A 25,303-nucleotide genomic window follows, 5' to 3' on the forward strand; every position below is an offset into this window, starting at 1 on the left:
TCGTAACACTCACTAACCTTTAATGTGGATACTTTCTTGTGTAGCGAATAAGAGGGATGGTAAAAGTCCAGTTTCTGTGGCTCTAGCTCCCCAAAAGAACCTTCCCCATCCTCAAAGCTGCCAAAGAGTAAATAGTAATTCATTTTGTCTCCAATGCTACGGCAACAGTGCCGGAATAGGCTATGCGTGTAGGTTGACCCGCTTGTGTGGTTTTAAAATCATGATGTTGGCTACTGTCTGATTTTGCTTATTCAAAGCCCCTTTTAGTCAAAATTATTAATCAGTTTAAGAGTGCGCTTACGTAAGGTTTTCATTTCCTTGCATATCTGCTCTGCCGCCAGATGATCTTGTTTGTCACAGAATTTAGCAGCAGTTCATAAAAACACGCTAGATCCGGTATGGTTGGCAGCACCACAATTTTCTTCTAATGCAACGAATATTGGCCTTGCTCATTTTCCCGACATAACGAACAGGGATACGAATATCATTAGCATGAACGTACGTACCGTTGGGTAAATGGTATAAAACATCCGGCATCGGCGAGATACCGGACGGCCACGGGCTTACATCAAACTATGCGAATGTTCGATGATGCTTGGGGATTGGGTCGCAAGCGCTTCAATCAACTCWGGTTCGAAATGAAGCGTATTTTCCGAGTATGCTAACCCTGTGCCTTGATAGTGCTCAAGTTTAACCGCAGGAATGAAGAYGTACATATCRTCAAGCGGGACGCTATTCTCATCGTAATAGACAACAGGTTGTGCCGCGTATGACTCTGATAAAACGAGGTTGTCGCGCACAAATACGCCCGGGGTTGGGAAAAACACCAAAACGACATCGCTCATCATTGGAAAAATCGTGGTGTTGGGTTTGTCTGCCAATAACCCCGGTTGTTTATAAGCTTGCTGGATCATGATGAAAACTCCATTGGCATAAAGGTAATGCCTTTCACGCCAGCGGCTTCAAGGGCTAATTTCACGGTTTCGTTTACATAATAGTCTTGTTTTATGGTTGATAGCGTGAAGCAATCATGTTTGAAGTTCGTGTTATTGAATTTATCACGGTCAATAATCGGGTCATAAAGGCTTGAGAATCCACCAATAGCCTCACTATAACGACGCGCTCTTGACGCCCTAGGGTCTAGCAGGTCATAGTGTGCAATCGGATTGATGAATGCGTAATCAGTGTATTCTTGTTCATTTTTTACCACCACAGGTAAAAATTGAATGCCAGTAAAGCCATGCTCAAAGAATACTTGTTGTACCTTGGCACTGGCTAATTTTCCAAGTCCTATTTTGAGAAAATCGGACATACCCCGTTCTTCGTAACACTCACTAACCTTTAATGTGGATACTTTCTTGTGTAGCGAATAAGAGGGATGGTAAAAGTCCAGTTTCTGTGGCTCTAGCTCCCCAAAAGAACCTTCCCCATCCTCAAAGCTGCCAAAGAGTAAATAGTAATTCATTTTGTCTCCAATGCTACGGCAACAGTGCCGGAATAGGCTATGCGTGTAGGTTGACCCGCTTGTGTGGTTCTAAAATCATGATGTAGGCTACTGTCTGATTTTGCCGCTATTCGATGGCGGCACATTGATAGTTCTTTATAATGGATTTGAATATCGCTGTGTAATTGTCGATTACAACAACCCTTATTACCTGCTTTATAAACATCGTGATACTTGGTATTTAAGGCCCCTTTGGAATGAAAATCAGCGATGAGTTCAAGAATTTCTTTACTGATTTCTCTCATTTCTTTGCAAATTAGCTTCGCCGCCAGATGGCCTTGTTTGTCACAGAATTTCGATTGCTTGATTTTATTTGCTAATGCTTTTAACTGGAGACGTATGTTATCGGTATAAGGCGTAGGGTGGGGCCCTGAATGCAGAGGCATTTCATAAAAACATGCCAGCTTAGGGACGGTTGGAAGTACCACAATGTTGTGCCACGCGTTCACATCGTACCCAAGGTGGGGCAGTTTTTCATACAAAAACATATTTTCCCACAGTTCGTCGCATGTAATGATATGGTGCGCCGCCAAAATGGTGCCGGGGGTATGTTTTGTTCCTTTTTCGATCAATCCCTGCTCTTTTAGTTGTTTAAATTCCTGCTTTGTCCAAACATGGTGAGGGTAAACATAGTGCCCTTTCTCATCGGTATCATAGCATCGAAGGTAAAGCGGATGTTTCATCGGACTGCCGTTGCTTAAGTAACCGTGCTCTTTAAGTAAATGCCATGGATAATGACCATTGGCAGGATAGACGATACCTTTTATCTTTGTTGGGCGATACAAACCGCGAAATGTAAAACCGTATTCGCTGTCAGTTTTTTTATAATATTCTCTTTTTAATTTCTTATGTTTGCAATAATTCCCACCTGAGTTTTTTTGCTCTTTTGTGGCACTCTTTCGTTCGCAAAGCCAACATGTTTTTGGCTTTTTATTCGCTTTATCCTGATGGACGGTGTCGCTCTGTGTACCAGACTGAGCGGTGCCTGTTTTTTCCGGCTTACCTTTTGTTGGGCTGGATTTGCCTTTTTTCATGCAGACATCGAGCAACTGCTGGAAATAACCGATTGCACTAGGCAATTGGTCATGGGCGAGTTTGCTCACGTCGTTCATTTGAGCATTAAAGTGGGTAATTTCACTGGCATAGGCATCATAACCAAACTTATCGGCGTAATCCGCTAAGGTGCACAGCACGTTTGAAAAGTTATCAACCACTTCGATGACAACCTGTAACACTTGCTGTTGGATAAACTGCCAATCAATATTTGCGATGAATGTTTCAACGCTCCCTTTGCCCATACCACGAAGCACTGCAAAGAGATCATCGCGCGATTTTTCCGCTTGGATTGCCTTGCCTACACCTTTCATGACAGAACCAATGGCAGGGACTGCCCCAATCGCAGTTAAAGTTAAGCCAAACCAATATTCAGGGTTTTGTTGGTTTTCTTCTTCAGTGAGATAAAATAGGTTAATTGCAATATCACGCGCGTCCATGACTTGGTCAACGCCGGGAACAACACTTAGTATGGTACTTAACATTAATTGACCGGATGTGGGGTCTTGATTTAAGTCACCAATCATGACACCCCATATCCAGTTGCCAGAGGTCATGGCTTGATTTTGCCGAATTACCATAAAGGATAGGAATAACGGCGTTACCTTGTGTGGTTAAGCAAACATCGGGCAATGTGGCGCTGGCCTCACCGCCAGAGCCTTTGTGTACAATGCTCAATCCATTAGCGTTAATGGTGACACTCACTATTCGTCTACTCGATTGAAAATAAGAAAAAACATACCAAAATAAGCGGGTTGCTTTCTCACTGTATTAGTGGGTGAATTGACTGTTTTTATAGGCTTTTTGCATATGCAAGTTAACGCTATGTATATGGGTAAGATTGAAAGGAATTGTTGTTACTTATCTTGGTGAGAGTTTTTAATGTATTCAAGACAATGTTGTAAGCAATGTTTAGAACGCGTCCTGTCCCTCTGATACCTGTACCATGTAGCACGAAAGTATTGCCAAGGTGGCGATTAATACTAAATAGTGACACAAGAGTAGTTGTAAAATTATAAACATGATAAACCTTTGGTGAGCTATTCTATTAAATAGCTGTTCTAATACGCGAATTAACTGGTCGTTGATTGTTATCCCAGTTAAATAAACTGGTGTTATTTGCCTTTCTGGTTGCAATTGCTGTATTTGAGGTTTTTTATGTCTGTTAAAGGCCCATTTAACGTAAGAAGTGCTGCTGCAGATACGTTTGCAATGGTGATTTTTAGTTTTATTACAGGCATGCTGATCGAAGTGTTCGTGTCCGGTATGACATTCGAGCAGTCATTAGCATCTCGTACCTTGTCGATCCCGGTCAATATTTTGATTGCCTGGCCTTACGGGGTATTTCGTGATTCACCAAGGTATGCGTTTATCTGATGGCCGATGGATGAAAGGGCTGTCTGATATGTTTGCCTACGTGCTGTTTCAGTCGCCAGCTTATGCCTGTATTTTATTAGTCGTTGGCGCTGATTTTGATCAAATCATAACGGCTGTGACCAGTAATGCGTTTGTGTCTGGTGCTTTAGGGGGGGGTTACGGCCTGTTCCTTGAAATGTGCCGTCGCATGTTCCGGGTTACTACCAGCCAGTATAGTGATTTTAACGCATTAATTGCGTGTCGTTTGATCATCATTGAACCATACAATTTTAGCCCCAGTAGGATATCCTGCTGGGGCTTTTTACTTTGGTGCTTTTATACATAGCGCTTTTTATATGGTGCTATTAATTTTGGTAACCGGGTATTGGCAACATAGTGGACATTGATTGATAGGGCTCTGTTCGGAACAATCACCTTTTTTTGATCAAAGTCGATGATGGTGGTTTCATGGGTTTGGATTTTTGCGATCACGCCAGTTAAATCGCGAATGGTGATGCAGATTGCCACAATTTGATCCATTCCTCACCAGTTGGGATAAATCGCAGGAAAAGCACTTGACCCTGAAGCGCTAAGTTATTACATTGGCCGCCGTTGAGACGCACAGCGTTCAACAACAATGTGGTGAGGTGTCCGAGTGGCTGAAGAAGCACGCCTGGAAAGTGTGTATACGGCAACGTATCGAGGATTCGAATCCCCCCCCTCACCGCCGTATCTCTTTTGAGATATAAAACAACGGAGAGATGGCTGAGTGGTTTAAAGCACCGGTCTTGAAAACCGGCGTGGGTTTATAGCCCACCTAGGGTTCAAATCCCTATCTCTCCGCCACATTCAAAAAAACCGCTACTCTGTTAGCGGTTTTTTTACATCTGAATTTTGTGATAAAAGATAGGGTGAAGAACCCGCTTAAACGGCAATAGCCCGAAGGGCGCGAGCTTGCGAGCAGTCAATCCCACCATTTCTTGTTTTAGTTTAGCTACATTCAAAGCTCAGTAGAAATAAAAGGGGCTTTGTTGGATGTAAAAAATCGTCCAAATTGACAACTGTAGTGACTAGAGATATTGCATCAACTCATCCATGTTCTTAACAATAATCTGCTGTCCTTGAGGGTTAGATTTTTGAGTATGAATATCAATGTTGTATGAATCGAGAACATACCTGATGAGTGACGCGTTTGTCGCTATGCTGAGAGCGCCATCATTCATGCCGTAATCTTTTTCTATCACCGCTTTTTGCTTTTCGTTAAAGCGAGCGTCGGGCACGAGTTCTACATCAAGACACGTGTTCCAAAGTGCGTCACCTTGTTTTCCATATATAGCGTTATCATTTAAATCAGGAATGTCATGAATTCGGCTTAATACGAAGTCTCGATAGTCCTTAGATTGTTCACAGTAAGCTCTAACATGCCAGCGTAGTGGTGTACAAACGAGTGTATGAGGTGAAATGATTCGTTCAACTACTTCGCCGTTTTTTAAGGATGTGTAGCTTATATCGACACGTTTTTTTTCGCGAATTGCTTGAACCAGAGGGCGTAAAATTTCGGGTGCAATGTTACGTGTCACTGGGCGGATCATTGCTGTATTTTCAAACCCCATATCAAGCTGGTCAAAAGTAACCGTCATGTCTTCAGTGCGAGATAAAACATGCAAGTACTCGTCTGCATGACCACGGGTAAGCTGAGGCACAAAGTTCCCACTAGGTTTATAGCCTTTTAGGTGCTTATCGTAGATGAGGTTATCTGGCGCGATCTCTGTCAAGTAGCTGTTAATGTCCTTTGACGCCTGCTGACGGCCAATACCAAAACTCTGGATTAAGTGATTGGTGGTCAGCCTTCCTTCCCATAACGCAATAATTTCAATCATTCTGTATCGAAACAGCAGATCCCATCGAATAGGCCAGTTACTCATTGTTCGATTCCTGTCTAGTTACTCGACATGTTTATGTATTCAGTATTTACCTGTCGCCGTTGTAGGTACATTATGAGCTTAGTTTTAATTGGTCAATGGTTCACTGCAATCTAACACTAAGTCTCTGAGTAAAAGGGTAATGACATGGCTGCACCCAAAAGTCTCATTTTTCAATTACATCGTCATTGGGAAGTGGTTGAAGAGTTGGCACGGTTATCTCGAGAGCACCCAGCGTTTGAGCTGCGTATGCTTGAGCACGTCATCAATCAATACAAGCACAAAGAAAGCGATAGCAACAGCGTCTTAAGCGCCTTAGTGAATGCAGATGTTTTGCAGTCAATGAGCCGAACCAGTGATTATCAACTCAACCCATTAGTGATGGATTTTGTAAGAGGACTGACTCAGGAACATGAACTCGGTCTATCTGATGTATTAAGGGTACGTGTTGAGGCAATAAAAGAGGCAACGGGTCAAATATTAAAAGGACTGGAAGAGTCGGATAATGATCTTCTTCGCTCCGGTGCACATAAATTGGCCGAATTAACACGGAAAATTGCACAGCAGCTTGCCCAAGATAAACAAGCCATTTTCGAAATTGCAGAGCAAGCTAGATCTGCAGATATAAATATGCCAATGGAGAGGCGATACCGCGAAGTATTAGAAGTTTACGATCAGTATGTCGAGCCCATGAATGAAATGATGGATAGTGGGCTTGGTGGCCGTTTTTATCCCCTATTGGAAAGTGCAGAGCATGCCTTAGATAAAGTGGTTGATACGTTATCGATTCGTGGGTCTTTGTATCAACAGAGATTGATGATGCGTCAAATAGCGTATCAAGTAAAAGATCTTCGATATCAAGGTCGTATAACGGCTCAACAGTGTGCCGATACACTACTTCCACTAAGAGAAGAAGTAAGGCAACACAACCGATTATCATCCATCATCAGTAAACAAATCAGCCAGGTGCGTAAAAAAGGACTGGTACGTGGATTGATCAGTGAGGGATTGCCTGTATGGCAAAGTCGACGTTCTACTCGCGTTCAATTGGGTAATGAAATTCGAGAGTTGATGGCCGAGTTTATGTACTTTGAACCAATCGCGGTCCCATTTCCTGATGAAGGAGCCTCGCCAGATAGTCCATTAATTCGTTGGGTTGATGAAGATGAGCTTCGCAGTAACTTGATGAATTCGTTACCCATCACCAATCTGATGATTTGGCTTAAGCAGCATTATCTCTATTTACCGGATGCGGAGCTATTACGCCTTTACCATGATCTTGTTCGAGAGACTCATTGGCAGAGTACGCTTAGTCAAAAACAGAGCACCACGGCATTAAATAGCATATTAGTGACTTTTCACCCCCATGAGCTGGGCCTCTCCATTGCTCAAGCATCTGTTGAGGACAATGACAATGCATAATAATCACATTGACTTAAACGAGCTTTCTCAACTTAAAGAATTCTTCAACTTGTTTAGTTCTGGCTATCATCTGAATCGTTGGGCCAACGCATCTTTATGGCATGAGCTAGAGCAACACAGTGATCAATATCAAGCTCTATTTAAGAACTTGGGCTTTGACCTTGAAATCGATAGTCGAGGATTTGCATGGTTTCATGATGAAGAAGGTAATCCAAATATCACTAAACAGTCGCGGCAACTTGCTTTACTGATTATGGTGATTTTTGACTACCAAGCAGATAGCGGACGCGACCTTGGGCAGTTTTATCAATGGATCATTGATCGTGAGCTATTGTCAGCTGTGTATGAAAAACATCAAGCGTTACTGGATGCCGAAGAATTAGATCAAGATGCGCTAGTGAAAATATTAGATGTTGCAGTACGCAAGGGTTTTGCTGCCCAAGAAAATATTCATTGGCAGTTGTTGCCCGCTGTTTATCGATACCTTGATCATTTTGAAGCAATAACAGAGAAAGCAATGGATAATAGTGCGCAGAAAGTTGAGGAAGACGAATCATGTTAAATTATGGATTTCAACGACTGGCTTTAATTGGCAGTGCGGGATATCAACGAGCAGAGTTACCTCTCGATGATTCCGTTTCCTTAATTGCACCGAATAACCACGGTAAAACAAGTCTTATTAATGCGCTGCAATTTCTGCTTATTATTGATAAAAGACGAATGGACTTTGGTTCTCACTCGTTGGATAAAGCTCGACGCTTTTACTTCCCTAACAATAGCGCGTACATCTTGTTGGAAGCGGTTCTACCGCAAAGCGGCACTGTGGTTTTTGGTTGCGTCGGTAAAGGTGTTGGCCATGATTATGAATATTTTGCTTACCAAGGGGAGTTAGATATTGATGATTACCGCCTTGATGATGGCAACATGGTGACACAACCGAAGTTGGTGAATCACCTAGCGAGCAAAGGCCACATTGTTTATCGTTACAACGATAAAGAGTTTCGTCATTTGATTTATGGTGGAGCAAAAAGCAAAAAAACAGCAGAGGTAGACTTTACGGTTTTTAAATTAGAAAACCTTAATGATGCGCGCCCATTTCAGCAAGTACTTACCAAAACATTAAGATTAGACAAACTGAATTCGAGTGACGTTAAAGAATATCTTCTCAAGATTTTCCGTCGCGATCAGGCTAATGCGAGTGTCGACTTCAAGCAAGAATGGGAAAAAGCTTTTCACGACATCAATATCGAACGAGAGCAGTATTTAGCCGTCGAACAAAATTTGCCTTTGATACAGGTTCTTGAAAATAAATTTGAACGTAACCTAGCCTTAAGAGGCAAGATTATCGCGTGTCAGCCCCAAATAAATGAGTTGCTTCATCAATGGCACGACTATACGGAAGATCAGGCTAGACTCCTCGCACAGGAAAAATCTGCAATTGAGCAGCAGCAAAATGATTTACAACAGCAAGATAGAGTCCATGTTGAAAAGCGCAGTGACCTGAAAAATCAAATTGCCCAAATCCTGCAGATAGAGCGACAGCAACAAGAATTAGTTGCTCGCTTCGCTTTGATACCTGATCAGCAATATCTAGAGAATCAACGTGAGTTGGCCCAACGAGCTTATGATGTTCAAGCTGCGCTCTATGTTAACTCTCAGCGCTATTCGCCTCAAAGCCTGAGCAAACAGCTTGCGGAAGCAAAGGCACGACTTGTTGCCCTACAGGGACAACATAAAACGTTGGGAAATAATCTCTATCTCTACCTAGCTAACTTTTTAGATTCCGTTGAGTTAGAAAAACTCAACAAAGTGTTTAGCTCACAAATGATGCAATTATCTCCAGAGCATTACGCCATCGATATTGATGCGCTTCACCAGTTGTTGAAACATGGTACTCAGGAACAATTCGTATTGTCTGGATTAAGTGTTTCTCTTGTGGACCTTATCCCCCAGCATGTCCAAAAAACAGAGCAAGAGTTGGTGGAGGAAATACAGACGGTCAATGAGCAGTTAGACGAACTGAACAAACTACTCGAAACCAGCAAGGAAATTGAATTAGCAGAAAATAAGAAGTCACAGCTTGAGCGAGCCGTCAAAGAGTGTGCAAAGGATCTCGTGGATTATCAGCAATTACAGACGTTGCTAAAAGAGCAAGATCAGCGCACTAAACTAAACGAAACGTTATCCGATGAGCTCAAGTCCATTGAGAATGAACTAACCAATGCAAATCAAAAGAGCAAAGTATTGGCGGAAAAATGCACTCAAACGGTGCAAAAGGCGATCGAGTTGGCAACGAATAACGACAAAGTAAGCAAGCTTAAAGCGAACCGAATCGATGACCAAGCCATATTTACGGCGTTAGCTGAACAGCTACATACTCCTTGGTTCTTTGATGAAGACTGGTCACTGGAGTACTTGCCCGCTCGGTTTGAGCATTACAATGCCGAGTGTCGAGAGCTAGATTCGCTCACCAAAGAGTTGCGCCAGATGAGACACGATCTAGTGCAAAAAGGGCTAACCAAGTTTCAAATGGCTCAAACTCAAGATGAAGAACTAAAAAGCATCATTCAATTCAGTCAATGCTTGGATGAGGAGAAGAAAGCGCTTGAAAGGCGAGCTCGTTCAGCAGTGGTCACTGTTACAGCCAGCTTACGCGAGTTACGTGATGGGCTGCGGGTAATACAGACCAAAATGAGAGAGTTCAATCGTCTTATCAGCCATAGACAGCTATCAGATCTAAAAACATTTAAAATTGCGCCAATGGAAGAAGAGCCGCTAGTAAATGCAATGAATGTTCTGATCCAGCAAGCGGAACAAACCGACAGTGGACAGAGTTTCGATCTGTTTGATCAAGCTAGCATCTTAGATGATGTTGAATTGGAGAGGGCGAAGACTCTTCTTATCGAAGAAGGTAATGCTCGCCAAGGCTTGAGAGTGTCCGATCTATTCCGACTAGAGTTTGTTGTTGCCAAGCAAGGGCAGCCGGAAGAGTCTTTCGAAGATATTGATAGTGCAGCGTCTAATGGAACGGTTTTGATGGCCAAACTGGTCACCGGGCTTGCCATGTTGCACTTGATGCAAGATAAGCGTCACAACATGAAGGCGGTGTGTTACCTCGATGAAGCATTGGCGCTTGATACGAAAAACCAAGCCAACTTGATTGAAATTGCTCAGCAATTCGGCTTTTCACTGATCTTTGCTTCGCCAGCGCCGTTAACCACGGCAAGATATTGTGTACCTATCCATCAAGCCAATGGAAAAAACCATATTAGCCGCAATAGTTGGCAAATTTTTGAGTCATTAGAGCATTCAACAGTGGACTCGTCATTGGAAGCGGCACTATGAGCCAAGCTTTAGCTAAGGCGCTGGCACGATTGTTAGAAGTTCATCCTGCCTCCGTTGCCGCCAGCATAATGACGATAGCGCAAAGAAAGCAACTGGATGAGTTTGCGCGCAGAACACAAAGTATTCTGGTTTCGACTAAGGGGCGAGGGGCTATTTATGCCATTCGAGATGTGGATGTTATTGAACTCAAGGTTCGTCAATTAGTCCCCAGTTATGGCGAGCAGTTATCAGCACCGCAACGAGCTGCAAATATCGCGGCGACGCGCAGCAGTAAAACGGGGCGAGTGACTCACGATGTTACCCATATACTGCTGAAGACGCGAGGCAATCCCTGTTGGTATCGTGCTGACAAACGAACCGAACAACTACACAAGGCAAACGAAGAATTTGGCGTTGCAGCATTGGAAATCGGCGGAGACAAAAATTGCGCACTATTCAGCCAGCAGCCTATCTGGCTGGTGGAGAACCAAGAGCTGTTTGACCAACTCGATTGGTTGCCGAGCGCTGAAAAAACAACCGTCATTTGGTATCGCGGTCAGTTGCACAACAAGCTGATCGATTGGCTCTCCGTCCCCGAAAGGGCATCTATGGTCTATTTTTTTGCTGATTATGATGGGGTGGGGCTCAACAACTACCGCCGTCTGAAGGAGCGGCTTGGGAAAAGAACAGAGTTTTGGATGATGCTAAACTGGCGCGAGCTATTAACTCGCTATGGTCAAAATCAACTCTGGCTCGACACTTCACGAGAATTTGAGTCTTTTGAACGCAATATTGGGCCATGGTTCGAACAAGAGAGTGAACTCCAAGAGCTTGTTAAAGCGATGAAGAAACAAGGATTGGCATTGGAGCAAGAAGTGGTGTGGCTGGACAGATAAATACGGACTCAATTATTGGCAAACCTTGATTATGGACTGAAGGTTGTGCTGTGGGAATAATTGACAGCATCTTTAGGGGACTCATCGGCAGTTTCATAACCGAGAAGACCAAAGGAATAGTTGTGAGTGGTAAAATAAGCGGAGGGCGATGATATCAGTAAGCTCACTCATAGTTAACAACTGATAAGCATGCAGCTTACAATCAAAAGATAAATAACCTTGCGTTTGTGTTGCTGCGATAACTCTCACCGTATTTTATCGCGCTATCGCGTATGTTGGCGGTAATTTCCCTATGGATTTACCCGATATATGAAGATCAACAAGATTAAGTTTTTTGATGGTGTTGAGCGGCGTTTTACCGCTCGAGATTGCATTGAGGTGGAATGCCTTGATTTTGACGGGGTGATTGCCGATGGCGGTTATTTGATTCCGGCACTAACCGATATTCACACCCATAGTGATTTTTATTTTGACTCGGCTAAGGCCAACCAGTTTGCAAAGGGAATGGGGGTCGCCTCTCAGATCGGCGGGTTGTGTGGCTTTCATGCCGTTTTTGATGAATCTCGGGTATCGCGTGAAGAGTTCGAGGAATATGCGGCGTTTCTTGGTACCAAAGGGTCGATCTTTACGAGTTTTGATGAGTTGTTTGCTGCTGCTGAGTGTGCGGACAAACAACATTTACAGCTGTTGGGGCTTAATGCCTATCTATTCTCTTATCCGGTGACTGAGCAGACCGATCTTGATCTATATGTTGATGAGCTGGCAAAGATCTTTCATTCCTATCCGTTTGTCGGGATCAGTGTAGGCTTAGCTTATCATCCAATAAAAACCTTGCCAGAAACGCTGTTTCAGCTGTTACTGACCAAGCTGGTTGCGAAGATCCCTACGGTGTATAACTACCATATTCGCAACCAGAATAGCCAAGTGTTTGAGTCGCTGGAGGAAGTGTTCGTGTGCCACCGTGGTTCAAGTGCTCACTGTCATATCAGTCACTTGAAATTTGCAGGGGCGACGCATATTGGTCATGTTAAAGATCGTTTTGCCCATTTTAACGCTATGGTTGAGCAACAAGACTTTCCGGTGACCTGGGATGTTTATCCATTTAATTTTGCCTGTACCACGATCAGTGCTTTTCTGCCTGAAAGTGATTCTTGGAGCCGAATGACTGAAGCTGAAGTCATTGAATATCTGGAACAAAACCCGCCTTATGATTTTAATAATGTCATCATCGCCTGTGATATGCCCGCTTACAATGGCTTAAAGTTGTATGAGATCGCCGCGAGTAAAGGACTATCTGTGGAGCAAGCATATTACAAGATTGTATACGAACTGGAAGGAATCGGGGCCTATTTCCGTCAGTTCTGTAGCGATGCTGATCTGGCTGAATTAGTCTTTGCGCAAGAGGCGATTATTGCGTCGGATAGTTTGGGAGTGGATAACGTGCATCCGCGTTGTACTCATACTTTTATTAAAGCATTGGCTTGTGCTCATCAATTGGGAGAAACGTTCTTTATCGATATGGTCTGTAAATTGGTAGAAGGACCTAATCGGGTGTTTCCACAGGTCAAGGATCCCACAGAGTATCTGTACATTGCCTTTGATTCCGATGTTACAGTGGATTTGAGCAGCCCAGAATCGTTGATCGATAAGAAAATTAAGCAATGCTTGCTGGTCAGGTTGAAATCGAAAACCACGGCTTAATCATTTTCCCTCACTATCAGCGATGATGGTGAGGGATGTTTGGGTCACTTTACATTGAGAGGTGATCAGTCGTTCTCATCTTCAATCTCAATGGAACGCGCGATGCGTTTACCGTCAATCCACATGCCTTCGACTTCAATGAATTCATTGAAAATCGTATCAAAGTTAGCGCCGTTTTCGAACTCAGTATGAGCATCGGTATGAATAGTTTTGCCATTGATGGAAAAAGACTGCTCAGCGACATTATAATCAGCCACATAGCCTTCAAATTCAAATTCCAGCTTGTCCCAATCACCGTGGTTATCATCACGGCCTTCAAATTCGATTTCTTCGGCGATCAGCTTGTTCTGGTTATTACGTAGCTCGACTTCGACCCAAGCACCGGGTTTCAGATCCGCCTTATTTCCATCATCAAACTCGGTTGCGCCATTGACTTTGATTTGCGCGCGGTAATTGAGTTCAAAGGCACGTTTGTCTTTCGCGACCCAAGTGACGATGCCTTCAATTTCTCCGTCGTGGGTGATGTGTGAGTAATCTTCACGCGTGATGGTTTCGGCTGTTAATGTCGAGTTTGTTTCATTAAATGAACCAACCACTTCCACCCACAAGCCTTCGCGCAGGGCAAAATCGACATTATTTTTGTCAAATAGCACCGTCAGTGACTGACCAATTTTGAAGCTGCCTGCATTGATGTTGAGATTGTTAATGCGACCTTCGGCTTCGGCTAAGTGACCAAACTCGTTGTTAAACTCGATAACAGATAGCACTTTGTAGCCTGCGTTGGCGGTGGGTAGCGCTGATACCATTACCCAATCACCATCCTGAATGTTACTAGACAGGGTTGCAAACTCTAGTTCAACACCGTTGACCAAGAAGCGGTTAGGTTTGTCATGAGAGCCTGGCGCGAAAATGATTTGGCCAGTAAAAGTAGGTTCAAGCTCAACATTAACACCACCGCCATGGCGTGCGTAGCTATTGGCGATACGCACCATCATGTTTTCTTTGCCAGCAAGGAATGATGCTGGGGCTGATCCGTCTAGATAGCTAACTGCGCTTACTTGATATTCATACCCATTTACATAAATGGTGTTGCCAGATACGCGTTCGATGCGACCTTCTACCGCAGAGGGAGTGGTTGGCGATGTTGTTTCGCCGTTGCTGCTTTCACTACCGCCACCACAGCCAACCATTGCAAGAGAGAACAGAGGAAGCATTGCGTATCGTTTCATTATTGTGCCTATTACTAAAAGACTGCCCTATTGGCGAAGCAGAAATTAGCATAGGTTTTCAGCAGAAAATTCCGGCCAATGTCAGGAAAATGCAAAGCATGACGTTGCTTCAATAAATGGCATTTTATTATGGTGTAATGGTAACAAAATGTGACTAAAAGTGTGGGTATCTAGCGTACAACTGTCGTTAACAGGTCGCTAAATGTTTTGTTCTGGAGTGCTTGATTGCAAATTCGTTTCGTGTGTGGAATTGGCAACTAAAGCGCACATTCGGTCAGATCTTTGCATTGTAGTTGTTCCACAATGATCAAAATTCATCATAAGGAACGAAGAATGAAAAGAATACCGGCGTTAGATAGCCTGCGAGGATTGCTGCTTCTGCTGATGACCTTCAACCATCTGATTTGGATCAGCGGCGGGACAACGGCTTTACAGCGTTTTACCTTGCAACCGTTCGGTCAATTTGGGGCGGCTGAGGGGTTTGTGTTTATTTCCGGCTTGCTGGCTGGTGCTATTTACAGCCGTCGTGAGTTATCTGATCGTGAAACACAGCGCAAAGCGCACCGACGGGCGCTGACTATTTATAGTTATCATTTGGTGTGTCTGGCGATCATCGTGGTATGGTTTGCCCTGGCTTATGTATATTCTCCTTTGGCTCATGGGGTACTTAGGGCGAATGTCAGCGGCTTGGAGAGTGCGCCTATACCAGCATTGATGCTTAGCGTTCTGCTTATTAATAAACCGTTTTATCTCGATATTTTGCCACTGTATGTCATGTTTATGATCTTACTACCATTGTTAATTGCAGCGTATCGACGTGGTTTGATGTGGTTGGCGGTGTCTGTAAGCGCGGCTTGCTGGTCGATGAGCGGATGGGTCACTGATGCCATGTTGGCTCCCTTGTATACATGGGTCGCCCCTGAATTGACGGTGCAAACCGGCTTTTTTGATCCGGTGGCGTGGCAGTTATTGTTTGTGCTCAGTAGTGCACTCGGTTTTGCATGTCAAAACCGGTCATTCAAATGGCGATATCCTGCGCTGACTGGGCTGTGTGCTGTCGTCGCAGCATTCATTATGGCGGCGCAGACTGGTCTGTTGTGGGAGTTCGGTTTTAAGCCACAAACCTTATATATGTTGGGTAATAAACCTGAGCTGGCATGGATCCGGTTAGTTAGCCTTGGGGTATGGGTTTATCTGATCGCCGTGGTGATCCAGAGCTACCCCCAAGCATTGACATGGCGACCACTGAGTTACCTTGGCCGCTATTCATTACAGGTGTTTAGTTTTCAAGCGGTCTTAATTTACCTCTGTGCGCCGTTGTTGTTCTCGTTGCGTGTGGCACCAGCGTATTTGCCTGTCGTGGCCTTGTGTTGCGCTTCTTTGTGGTTGCCTGCATGGTTTTTGGCTGCCCGCCAGCGGGGGGCATTGTCTGGCGCTAGCACATCACCAGAATCGGCGAAGCCTGTTCTGATGAATAGGCTGAAGGCTGGTGGGGTGATCGGTGGCGTATGTGCTGTACTGGTGGCCATCAATGTCTTATCTGGGACATTAAAGGGCGAGTCAGACAGTATTCTCTCTGGTGAGGCAGGTGGCCAGTACCCGTTGACGATACAGGTGAATGGGGCACGTGATGTGAATGAGTTCGTGGTAGTGTCTGTGTTTGCTGAGAGTGATGATTTGAATGGGACCGCCAGTGTACATAAACAAACGTACACCAAGTTACAGGTGAGTGAGGGGATCGTGTTAGATGCTTTACCCGTGGGACAGTACGCGGTGTTTGCCTATCAAGATAGCGATGGTAACCAGTCTCTTACTATGGACAGTAGCGGAATGCCGCAAGAGGCGATGGGCTATTCTAACAACCCGATGTTGATGGGGCCACCGACGATGAAGCAAGTGAGATTTGCTCATCATAAACCACAGACGCAGACGGTCAATTTGACCCAGTATTAATATTGATAGGTATTAACGACTGATTGAATTTGTAACATTGTCACTGTCCGGTATTTATGTCTGATTATTTTCTTGTTTAGATGAGTATTCAGCGTGATGCCGGACGATCACCCCTACGGTTTTTTATCGGGGTAAGTAACTCGAATGAGATTTCGCTCCTCTCCCAGAGGATATGCCGAATGATCTCGTATCCTTGGGTGTAATAGAGTTCGGGATGCTGCATGAGTTCAAAATACATCCGCTCCATGTGATTTTCAATCCTGAAGATATCACTTCCTTTCCACAACGTTCGTAAATAGGTGCCGCCATAATGGAGTGATTCCGGCCCTGTTGCTGAGCTGAATGATATTTGATACTGCGCATCATCACCGATTGTCGTATCGCCAAAGGCAATCACCGCCTGTTCCGTATCGGCAATAATCTGAACCTGCTCGCTAAACCGTGTCAGTAATGTGGATAGCCGGCGTGTACCTGCTTGTTGGCTAGGTAATAGCTGATGGGTGGAGACCCGCGTTGAGGTATGAGGCAGATGGATTATATCAGGGGATGATAGCGATATGGGGTGGGGATCGCTATCTGGTATAGCGCCTTCAACGGCGAAGAGGACGTTAAAGCATGTTCGGTCGGCATTGTAATACCAGATGTGTGGCGGCTCTGATAAGCGTAGTCCATGCTCAGCACTCATTCGGATAGCCAGATGATAAAAGACGGCTGGAATGTAACTGGAATCGGGTAAGGCAACATGTGCCATTGTTCGGGCAGGCAGTTGTATTTCAAACATTGCCTCAGGTATCGGTTGATTGGCGTTGAGGGGAAAGGCTATCGCGAGTGGGAAGAATGAGCTGGCATATTGGTTATGTTCGGCGAGCTCAATGATGACAGGGGATATCCCTGTAAACTGGCTGGCAAAGGGCTGGTGGTAAAAGTGTTCAAAACTGGCATTGATGGCTTGTTCAATGCTTGCGCCATCCCGGCTTAAGCAGTTTTGACGAATAGCATAACAGGCCATTCGCATCGCAGGCTGGTTGTTGACGGTCAGCGGTGTGTCTCGGAGATAAGTGATTTTCGCGAGTAAATTGCCATCAATGGCTGGAAACGACAAGCGCTCTGCCCAGACGGCATGCTGGCGGATATTCTTGGGAGCGACCGTGGTAAACCGTTTGAAAGCACGGGCAAAGGCTTCTTGGGATTCAAAACCAAAATCAATGGCAATATCAAGAATGCGGTTATCTGTTGTGCCAATCTGCTGCGCAGCCAGACTAAGGAGTCGATTACGTTGATACTGTCCGATGGACAGGCCCGTTGCATGTTTAAATTGGCGCTGTAGGTACCAGCGACTATAGCCACTGCGCTGGGCTATCTCATCAATACTGATGGTTCCCGGTAGTATTGATTCGATCATATTGATAATAGAGAGAATTTTATCCATCGCTTTAATTGTATGGCGGTGTCAGCATTAAATATTTACTGAAGATTAACATTTATTGTCTGATTTTTATCTCAATGGCTGAAATGAGATGAGAATATTATGTTTTATATCGGTTTGATCTCATTTTATTTCGATGACTACTCAAATTCTATGATAACTCGTCGTGTTTGTTCCACTATGTTCTCAAAAATTGTATACCAAAATGGCATTTTTTAGATTAATAGTTCGGTATTTATATGTTGGTATTGTTCTTTTTTATCAGTGGCTTGTGATGGGTTTATTGCATGGGTGATGGTGGCTGTCGGATTGGGAGTGGAAATGCCTAATTGGTAGGTTAACGTGGTTTTATGGATTGCAACTCTTAAAGTTGGCACTAAACATCGTGATATTCACACGTTGAGGCTGGTTTAAGTGTGTATTTTATTGGGAAATAATGTTGTCAAAGCGCCATGTAGCACGAAAGTATTGCCTAGGTAGCAATTAATCCTGAATAGTGACGTAAAAGTAGTCGTAAAATTACAAACATGATAAATCTTTAGTGAGTAATTCCAGTTAAAAGCTGTTCTAATACGCGAATCAACTGGTTGTTGGTTGTAATCCCAGTTAAATCAACTGGTGTCATTTGTCTTTCTGGTTGCAATTGCTGTATTTGAGGTTTTTTTATGTCTGTTAAAGGTCCATTTAACGTAAGAAGTGCTGCTGCAGATACGTTTGCAATGGTAATTTTTAGTTTTATTACAGGCATGCTGATTGAAGTGTTCGTGTCTGGTATGACATTCGAGCAGTCATTAGCATCTCGTACATTATCTATCCCGGTGAATATTCTTATTGCCTGGCCTTACGGGGTATTCCGTGATTTAGTGATCCGCCAAGGCATGCGTTTATCTGGTAGCCGTTGGATGAAAGGGCTGTCTGATATGTTTGCTTATGTGCTATTTCAGTCGCCAGCTTACGCCTGCATTTTGTTAGTTGTTGGTGCCGATTTCGATCAGATTATGACGGCGGTAACCAGTAATGCATTTGTTTCGGGGGCATTAGGTGTAGTGTATGGCCAGTTCCTTGAAATGTGCCGTCGAATGTTCCGTGTTCCTGGTTATTACCAGCAGCAGGTATAGTGATTGTAACGCATTACTTGCGTATGAATACTTATCACTGAATCCCAGAAATTTAGCCCCAAAGCGATTATCGCTTTGGGGCTTTTTATTTAGACATTGTTAATCACGGGATTAACGTGCACGTGTAGTACGTCTTTTCATTTGTACTTCAAGTTGAGGGGCCGCAATTTCAATGCCATGGTGATTGAATTTTTGTTTGATTCGGTTGTGTAAATCATGGATCAAGCTCAGTCGATGGGCTGTTTCGGCGGCATAAGCCCTGACTTCAAAGTTTTGGCTATCGGCGGTTAGGGTAAGGAAAAACACTTCAGGGGCCGGGTTATCTAATACCAAATCACATTCATCGGTGGCTTCAAACAGTAGTTTGGTGACTAGATCGGTATTGGCCGCATAGTGAACACTGATAGACAGTGTGACACGGGTAATGGGATCAGACAGTGACCAGTTGATGAATTGCTCGGTCACAAAGGCTTTATTTGGGACAATCACTTCCTTGCGGTCGAAGTCGACAATTGTCGTTGCCCGGGTCTGGATCTTGGCAATGACCCCTGTTAAGTCACGGATTGTGATCGTATCACCAATTCGGATCGGCTTTTCGAATAGGATGATGAGTCCAGAAATGAAGTTTGCAAAAATCTCCTGCAAGCCAAATCCCAAACCGACCCCAAGAGCAGCTATCAGCCATTGCATTTTTGACCAGTCAAAGCCAATCAATCCTGAGCCGATAATGATCCCCAAAAAAATGGCGAGGTAGCGGGTTAGCGAGGTAATGGCATAGCCAGTACCGGGAGAGAGGTTGAGATGCTGTAAGATCAATAGCTCCATCGCACCGGGTAGGTCACGGGTCAGAATCGCCGTCAGCCAGAAGGTGAGAATGGAAAGCAAGACGCTTTTGATTGATATCGAACTTAACTCTTCAATGCCGTCAATGGTATGAGTCACGCCCCATAAACGGATATCGCCTAGGTAGGAAATTGCCTGATAGAAATCTGCCCATACCACCGACAAGCAAGCCAGATAAATCAATAACAATAGAGATCGCAGCAGGCGCAGCGATTGCGCACTGATTTTATCAAGGTCAATTTCAGGTTCATCGATATCAATCTGCATTTCACTGCTGCTGAATGTCTCTTCTTTTTCTACTTCTACTTCCGCAATACGTTGGGCAATGATCTCTTGTCGTTTGGTTTTGGCGCGTTCAAAAGCCAGCCGCCTTTTCTGAATTAACATTAATCGTTTGGTGAGGTAGTAGATCAGCAAGGTGATCACGCCGAGCACCGCAGATAACTCCATTTTTGCCATCACCGACTGTGATGATGACAAGTAGCCATTGAGCGCGGTGTAGTTGAGTGCTTGGGGGATCAGGATCAATATCCACCAAAAAATATGGTGGCCAATGTGGGCCTTACCTTCTGGTAGCTCCCCGTAAGTCATGGGGATCTTTTCCTGATACATTCGCCACAAGAAGTAGCTGACGGCAAGGTTACTGATCACAAATGCGAGGCGGCCGAGGGTGGCGTTGACATCAATATCACTATAAAGATGCGCAAAATCTTGGATCACCATCATGGGGAGGTAAATTAACAGCAACCGCTGATAGTGGCCGAATGCGCGTTTGATGATAGCCGGATCCCAGCCAAAATGGCCGATAAGCAAGCCATTGCTGCGAACGAGTTCGCGGATAAAGCAGTACATCACTAACGCCATTGGTATCGTCAAGGCTTGGCCAAAGTGATGAACAAAAGGGTACTGCCACGCGGCGGTGAAAACCAGCCCTACCAAGCTGACGACGATCGGAACTGGCCAGGCGAGGCAGAAGGAGAAGAATACATTGGTATAGCTCCAACGGAATCGGTCTTGTGTGACTTTGCCTATTTTCTTACTGCTATCACTTAAAAAGCGTTTCCAGTATTTGCGGATCCAGTTGAGGCCAAGGGTGATCAATGCGATGAGCCCCAGCGACAAGAATAAGGGAAGACTGTCGAGCGTTGCGGGGAAGGTGATGAATCCTACCCACTGATAAGGCGAAAAAAACCATTTCAGTTTTTCCCAGGTGGCGATGATTAAATTCAGGCTCAGAGGGTTCGTATCCGGTGCCCAGAATAGCTGTTTAACGGCCTGTGCCTTGAGATCATTAAGGCTACTATTGAGCCGTTCGTATGACACTTTCAAGGTCGCTTGCTGGTAAATCAGAGTATCGGTACGTTCTGCCAGTTTAGCGAGTAGCGCTTGACTGGATGTGGTTAAGGCTTTTTCTTGCTGTTTTTGCGCGTCCGTTAAATTCACACTGGCTGGCACGCTGGCCTTATCTTGCAGGGAATCAAGAAGCTGCTGATATTCATATTTTTTGATTTGGTTTTGAGCAATCTCTTTGTCGAGCGAGATGATAGGAGGATTGGCGGGTAACCGCTTGATCCGCGTTCGGAGATTTTCACTGAATGCAGGACTGAGCTTGAGCCATTCGGACATGGTGTCGAGATCATCCGCTGTTTGCTCAACGACCTTGATTTGTTCGCTGGTGGATTTTAGCTGTTGCTGAACTTGCTCATCCTTGGTGGCAATGGCATTAAGGGCGGCGCGGTAGCGCTGGTTATTAGTGGCGAGTAACCTGATCACATCAGGCTGCTCATTGGTATTTTCGGTAACGGTCGGTGACACTGTTTTTGACGGCCTTGTTTCATCCCGTAGTAGGCGTGATAACTCACGCTGAAGATTATTTCGGTAGGCCTGACGGGCATCAATCTCAAGGTTGGCGAGCTGAATATGTTGTTTGATTAAAGTGCGTCGATGTCCTGCGCTTAGTTGCTGAGCTTCCAGCATGTAGAGCTGGCTAACGAGGTATTGATGTGAGATTTGGTGTACTAGTGCTTGTTCGGCAGGATCAGGTTGGTTTTGAATGTGGTTGAGGGTTTGCTCTTCTTTCTTGATTTGCTCTCTGAGTTGGGATGAGCGATAAGAAAATTCATCAATCCCACGCTCGATATCTTGTAATTCATTTTTGCTGTTGCTGCGCATCTGTTCGAGTTGCTTGAGCTTGGCATCTTGCAACATGATCGCATCAGACAAAGCATCATGGTCCATTTGACTAAAATCAGGAAACGCCGTCACGGCAAAATTTGCGATTTGCTGTTTGAGTTGCGCTGTACGCTGCTCAAAGGTCTCGATTACCTGACGATAGGTTTGGGTGAGTTGGTCAAACTCAATGGTTTTTTCAAGCTGGCTTTGGGCGTTGAGCAGCGTATCGAGCTCTTTGAGTGTATCAGGGGTATTGGCCTGCGCTTGTCGTTTTTCTATTTGGTTTGTGAGTTGTTCAGCCCGGTCGGCATAGCGATATGTCTGAGCGAGCGAGAGGTTAGCGACAAATAAAGAAACAGAAAGACACAAGAAAAACAATTGTCTGATGGTCATAACACTCCGTGACGTTGGCTCAATCGGTTGAAGCACGGAGTTAAATTGTAGTTTATGGCAACGCGTATCGATAAGAAGTGCATGGTTGGTGACGGAGATAGCCACAAATTGAACCATTCCTCACCAGTTGAACAGGGTTTCGAATAAATCGCAGGAAAAGCACTTGACCCTGAGACGCTAAATTATTACATTAGCCGCCGTTGAGACGCACAGCGTTCAACAACAATGTGGTGAGGTGTCCGAGTGGCTGAAGGAGCACGCCTGGAAAGTGTGTATACGGCAACGTATCGGGGGTTCGAATCCCCCCCTCACCGCCATATCTCTTTTGAGATATAAAACAACGGAGAGATGGCTGAGTGGTTTAAAGCACCGGTCTTGAAAACCGGCGTGGGTTTATAGCCCACCTAGGGTTCAAATCCCTATCTCTCCGCCACATTCAAAAAAACCGCTACTCTGTTAGCGGTTTTTTTACATCTGAATTTTGTGATTAAAGATAGGGTGAAGAACCCTAGGCAGGGTTCACCTGAGCGAAGCGAAAGCACATTGCCCGTACCGAAGGTATGAAAGGGCAATAGCCCGAAGGGCGCGAGCTTGCGAGCAGTAAATCCCTATCTCTCCGCCACATTCAAAAAAAACGCTACTCTGTTAGCGGTTTTTTTACATCTGAATTTTGTGATTAAAGATAGGGTGAAGAACCGACTTAACTGCCCTCATATTACCTATTGGTTCTCATGATCGTGCTTATTCTCATGAATCACCCTGATTAACTTAGCCGGTGTCCCACCATACAGTGAATCAGGCGGCACATTAGTATTAACGACAGAATTAGCCGCAATCACAGAACGCGCGCCAATGGTCACACCTTGGTTGATCACAACATTGCCGCCAATCCACACATCATTCTCAATGGTAATAGGAGCACAGACGGTCTTCCAGTTACGACGTTCGAGATAGTTTAAGTCGTGGCTAGCACAGTAAAGCTGTGTGTTCGGGCCAATCAGCACATTATTGCCAATAGTAATTTTAGCGCCGTCCAGCATGGTTACATTCATGTTAATGAAAGTCTTTTCACCAATCGAGATCGTCTTACCGAACTCACAATAAAATGGCGAGCGGATGACACTAGAAGTTGCAATATTGCCCATTAGCTGTTGAAACAGCTCACAACGTTGAGAGTTATCTGTATTTTGATTAATGGTCTGCAATAAGTTAGAAGCATTTTGACGGATATGGTTAATACAGTCTGCGCCACCGTCAAAGTCTTTGCCAGCAAGCATCTTTTCGAATTCGGTCATGTTGTCTCTCAATTTCTTATATAGGTTTATTGCCACAACATTGTATCACTTGCACTGGTACCTATTCATCAGCCTATTCTATAGACGGGATCATAAACTTAGTACAGGTGCGATCTTTTGTTACTTACGTGAAAAAAGCCTTGGGGACGCCTTACGCAGTGTCTCTCAAGTGATATCGTAACTGTATTGGTACGGAATAAGATAGGTAACAGAAAGCTAGGCTGAGTTCATACTCTTTACCTTTTTATGGGCGACATTTCATTGAAAAATCGGTTGCTTTCTCGTCATCAAATCAACTGACATTCGTTATTCTGGGATATAGGTTAACCTAAAATGGGCAACATCCGTATGTGTTGCAACAGATCTCAACGCCGATCCAAGAAAAATCAATTATTCGCGGTATTGGCTATGAGCAAATAATATTTTGTTTAGTATTTATGCCAGCATTTTTATACAGGGATGGATATGACGAATGACATGGAAATTTGCAGGACGGACAGACGCGTTTGATAGCTTTTCGGTAAACAATCGCTCAGTGAAAGGGCTTGAAACCTTTCTTTCTGGGCTTATCAGCCCTTCGTTGTTTAGCAGCAAAAAAATTAATATATCTCGGCAAGCTTTGATTATGCTCGCGTCAATGAATGAATATGATCAGAAGCAAGTGGTTAAAGAAATGTATTACGTGTCAGCGAACCCCAGTTCACAATCTGTGGTGCGGCATAAAAAAAATCCGTTAATCAGAATTTATCGAACCAAGTATCCGTTTAAAAATTACCATTATTTAATTACCTGTATGCTAAAGCAAGGAGAAGTGGTTATTCATGATATTGCATTTGATGAGCGTCTGCATGGCAGTAAAATAGAGAAAAATTCTCATCAGCGCACCAAAATGTATCACGTGAGCAAAAAAGAGGGGGCAACCGGTGAGTATGACGGTACTCAAAATAATGAGGCGGTACAGCTATTGATGGCGGAATGGGATGCCGCTGAGGCAAGACCCACGTCAAACGTCAGAACGGTGCATGTCACCGTGAATGGTATGATGAATGATTATACGAAAGCGGCGGGTTTAATGGGGATTCACACGCAGGTCGCCTATCAGCAAGATAAACCCAAAGAATACACACTATTTCATAATCCGTCAGATGGTGCGCCATTAGACTTAATAGAGTGCAGTTTTGATAAAACCTGGAAGACATCCCATAATGCTAAGCATTTAGCGGCAGTGATGAAACACTGCGCTCAGCATGGTCAGCGAGTAAAATGGACGGTACACAGTCAGGGCGCCATTATTTTTAATTCCGCTTTGCAGTATATTGAAAGAAATTATCCTGCTGTCAGGCTTACCAATCAAGAATTGGTTGTCCATGCCGGGGGAACCAACACAGTAAAAATTGGGCGTAAAGCATTAAAACTGGGCCTCAAAGTAAATCACGACAGAACCCGAGTCAATCCGTTTGATCTCGTGCCCAATATCTTTGGTGGTGAGAAGAAGGCAGCAGGCAGTAGCTTAATGAAGTGCCTTAAATCGATGGGTTTACTTCTAAATAATATTGATATGACAATTAGCCCCCATACATTACCGTACTTTGGGATTGAATCTTATCGACAGCAACTGATCAGTTCGGGTCATGCTAGCGCCTTGAAACGGTTGAAAGATGTTGATACACATATCAAATCAAACTCAAATAAATGA

Annotated in this window: 18 protein-coding genes, 4 tRNA genes and 1 pseudogene; 13 read left to right on the forward strand and 10 right to left on the reverse strand. The window is 44.3% G+C overall.

Annotated features, from left to right (window positions below; translation table 11 throughout):
* Nucleotides 1-563: 563 nt before the first annotated feature.
* From L4D12_RS17780 to L4D12_RS17795, 4 genes are read right to left on the reverse strand one after another with little or no spacing between them, the layout of a single operon-like run.
* A complete protein-coding gene (locus L4D12_RS17780) occupies nt 564-914 on the reverse strand; it encodes a hypothetical protein (RefSeq protein WP_428449176.1) in 351 nt (116 codons plus the stop codon).
* A complete protein-coding gene (locus L4D12_RS17785) occupies nt 911-1,465 on the reverse strand; it encodes a hypothetical protein (RefSeq protein WP_428449177.1) in 555 nt (184 codons plus the stop codon). Before L4D12_RS17785 ends, L4D12_RS17780 begins: the two co-directional genes overlap by 4 nt.
* Nucleotides 1,462-3,084, reverse strand: coding sequence for an AHH domain-containing protein (locus tag L4D12_RS17790; protein ID WP_428449178.1), 1,623 nt, complete (start codon nt 3,082-3,084; stop codon nt 1,462-1,464). The genes L4D12_RS17785 and L4D12_RS17790 overlap by 4 nt, the downstream gene beginning before the upstream one ends.
* Entirely contained in the window at nt 3,074-3,262 is a 189-nt protein-coding gene (locus L4D12_RS17795; RefSeq protein WP_428449236.1) for a PAAR domain-containing protein, read from the reverse strand. Before L4D12_RS17795 ends, L4D12_RS17790 begins: the two co-directional genes overlap by 11 nt.
* Before the next feature lie 453 nt (nt 3,263-3,715).
* Here L4D12_RS17795 and L4D12_RS17800 point away from each other — a divergent pair.
* Nucleotides 3,716-4,133, forward strand: a pseudogene (locus L4D12_RS17800) (L-alanine exporter AlaE); the annotation flags it as partial.
* Nucleotides 4,134-4,249: 116 nt separating this feature from the next.
* On the opposite strand, the gene L4D12_RS17805 reads toward L4D12_RS17800, so the two are convergent.
* On the reverse strand, nt 4,250-4,453 hold the full coding sequence (locus L4D12_RS17805) for a mechanosensitive ion channel domain-containing protein (RefSeq protein ID WP_428449179.1): 204 nt from the start codon (nt 4,451-4,453) through the stop codon (nt 4,250-4,252).
* 101 nt (nt 4,454-4,554) lie between these two features.
* Here L4D12_RS17805 and L4D12_RS17810 point away from each other — a divergent pair.
* Together L4D12_RS17810 and L4D12_RS17815 are read left to right on the forward strand one after the other, a co-directional pair.
* Nucleotides 4,555-4,640 (forward strand) — tRNA-Ser (locus L4D12_RS17810).
* 28 nt (nt 4,641-4,668) lie between these two features.
* Nucleotides 4,669-4,759, forward strand: a tRNA-Ser gene (locus L4D12_RS17815).
* 224 nt (nt 4,760-4,983) lie between these two features.
* On the opposite strand, the gene L4D12_RS17820 is transcribed toward L4D12_RS17815, so the two are convergent.
* Nucleotides 4,984-5,838, reverse strand: coding sequence for a helix-turn-helix transcriptional regulator (locus L4D12_RS17820; protein WP_428449180.1), 855 nt, complete (start codon nt 5,836-5,838; stop codon nt 4,984-4,986).
* Nucleotides 5,839-5,982: 144 nt separating this feature from the next.
* Here L4D12_RS17820 and L4D12_RS17825 point away from each other — a divergent pair, with 144 nt between their 5' ends.
* From L4D12_RS17825 to L4D12_RS17845, 5 genes are all read left to right on the forward strand, one after another.
* Nucleotides 5,983-7,257: a hypothetical protein gene (locus L4D12_RS17825; RefSeq protein WP_428449181.1), complete on the forward strand. Its 1,275-nt coding sequence runs from the start codon at nt 5,983-5,985 to the stop codon at nt 7,255-7,257.
* Nucleotides 7,250-7,819, forward strand: coding sequence for a condensin complex protein MksE (locus L4D12_RS17830; protein ID WP_428449182.1), 570 nt, complete (start codon nt 7,250-7,252; stop codon nt 7,817-7,819). Before L4D12_RS17825 ends, L4D12_RS17830 begins: the two co-directional genes overlap by 8 nt.
* The gene (locus L4D12_RS17835; protein WP_428449183.1) at nt 7,813-10,602 is read left to right on the forward strand and encodes a hypothetical protein; all 2,790 of its coding nucleotides are present in this window, start codon (nt 7,813-7,815) and stop codon (nt 10,600-10,602) included. Before L4D12_RS17830 ends, L4D12_RS17835 begins: the two co-directional genes overlap by 7 nt.
* Nucleotides 10,599-11,477, forward strand: a complete 879-nt coding sequence (locus L4D12_RS17840; RefSeq protein WP_428449184.1) for a DUF7281 domain-containing protein — start codon at nt 10,599-10,601, stop codon at nt 11,475-11,477. Before L4D12_RS17835 ends, L4D12_RS17840 begins: the two co-directional genes overlap by 4 nt.
* A 309-nt stretch (nt 11,478-11,786) precedes the next feature.
* Entirely contained in the window at nt 11,787-13,178 is a 1,392-nt protein-coding gene (locus L4D12_RS17845; protein ID WP_428449185.1) for an amidohydrolase family protein, read from the forward strand.
* 65 nt (nt 13,179-13,243) lie between these two features.
* Here the strand turns inward: L4D12_RS17845 and L4D12_RS17850 are convergent, their stop codons facing one another.
* A complete protein-coding gene (locus L4D12_RS17850) occupies nt 13,244-14,407 on the reverse strand; it encodes a DUF5666 domain-containing protein (RefSeq protein WP_428449186.1) in 1,164 nt (387 codons plus the stop codon).
* Nucleotides 14,408-14,740: 333 nt separating this feature from the next.
* Here L4D12_RS17850 and opgC point away from each other — a divergent pair, with 333 nt between their 5' ends.
* Nucleotides 14,741-16,360, forward strand: a complete 1,620-nt coding sequence (gene opgC, locus L4D12_RS17855; RefSeq protein WP_428449187.1) for an OpgC domain-containing protein — start codon at nt 14,741-14,743, stop codon at nt 16,358-16,360.
* 88 nt (nt 16,361-16,448) lie between these two features.
* Here opgC and L4D12_RS17860 read toward each other — a convergent pair whose 3' ends face one another.
* The gene (locus L4D12_RS17860; protein WP_428449188.1) at nt 16,449-17,789 is read right to left on the reverse strand and encodes a helix-turn-helix domain-containing protein; all 1,341 of its coding nucleotides are present in this window, start codon (nt 17,787-17,789) and stop codon (nt 16,449-16,451) included.
* Nucleotides 17,790-18,451: 662 nt separating this feature from the next.
* Here L4D12_RS17860 and L4D12_RS17865 point away from each other — a divergent pair.
* The gene (locus L4D12_RS17865; protein WP_428449189.1) at nt 18,452-18,904 is read left to right on the forward strand and encodes an L-alanine exporter AlaE; all 453 of its coding nucleotides are present in this window, start codon (nt 18,452-18,454) and stop codon (nt 18,902-18,904) included.
* 111 nt (nt 18,905-19,015) lie between these two features.
* Here the strand turns inward: L4D12_RS17865 and mscM are convergent, their stop codons facing one another.
* Nucleotides 19,016-22,429, reverse strand: a complete 3,414-nt coding sequence (gene mscM, locus L4D12_RS17870; RefSeq protein WP_428449190.1) for a miniconductance mechanosensitive channel MscM — start codon at nt 22,427-22,429, stop codon at nt 19,016-19,018.
* A gap of 112 nt (nt 22,430-22,541) precedes the next feature.
* Here mscM and L4D12_RS17875 point away from each other — a divergent pair.
* Nucleotides 22,542-22,629: transfer RNA gene (locus tag L4D12_RS17875), tRNA-Ser, on the forward strand.
* 25 nt (nt 22,630-22,654) lie between these two features.
* Nucleotides 22,655-22,745 (forward strand) — tRNA-Ser (locus tag L4D12_RS17880).
* A gap of 286 nt (nt 22,746-23,031) precedes the next feature.
* On the opposite strand, the gene L4D12_RS17885 is transcribed toward L4D12_RS17880, so the two are convergent.
* Nucleotides 23,032-23,607, reverse strand: a complete 576-nt coding sequence (locus L4D12_RS17885) for a sugar O-acetyltransferase (protein ID WP_428449191.1) — start codon at nt 23,605-23,607, stop codon at nt 23,032-23,034.
* A 472-nt stretch (nt 23,608-24,079) separates the two neighbouring features.
* Between L4D12_RS17885 and L4D12_RS17890 the strand changes: the two genes are divergently transcribed.
* Complete coding sequence (locus L4D12_RS17890; protein WP_428449192.1) at nt 24,080-25,303, forward strand: hypothetical protein; 1,224 nt, start codon at nt 24,080-24,082, stop codon at nt 25,301-25,303.

The organism is Photobacterium nomapromontoriensis (assembly GCF_050336815.1).
Taxonomy (GTDB): Bacteria; Pseudomonadota; Gammaproteobacteria; order Enterobacterales; family Vibrionaceae; genus Photobacterium; species Photobacterium nomapromontoriensis.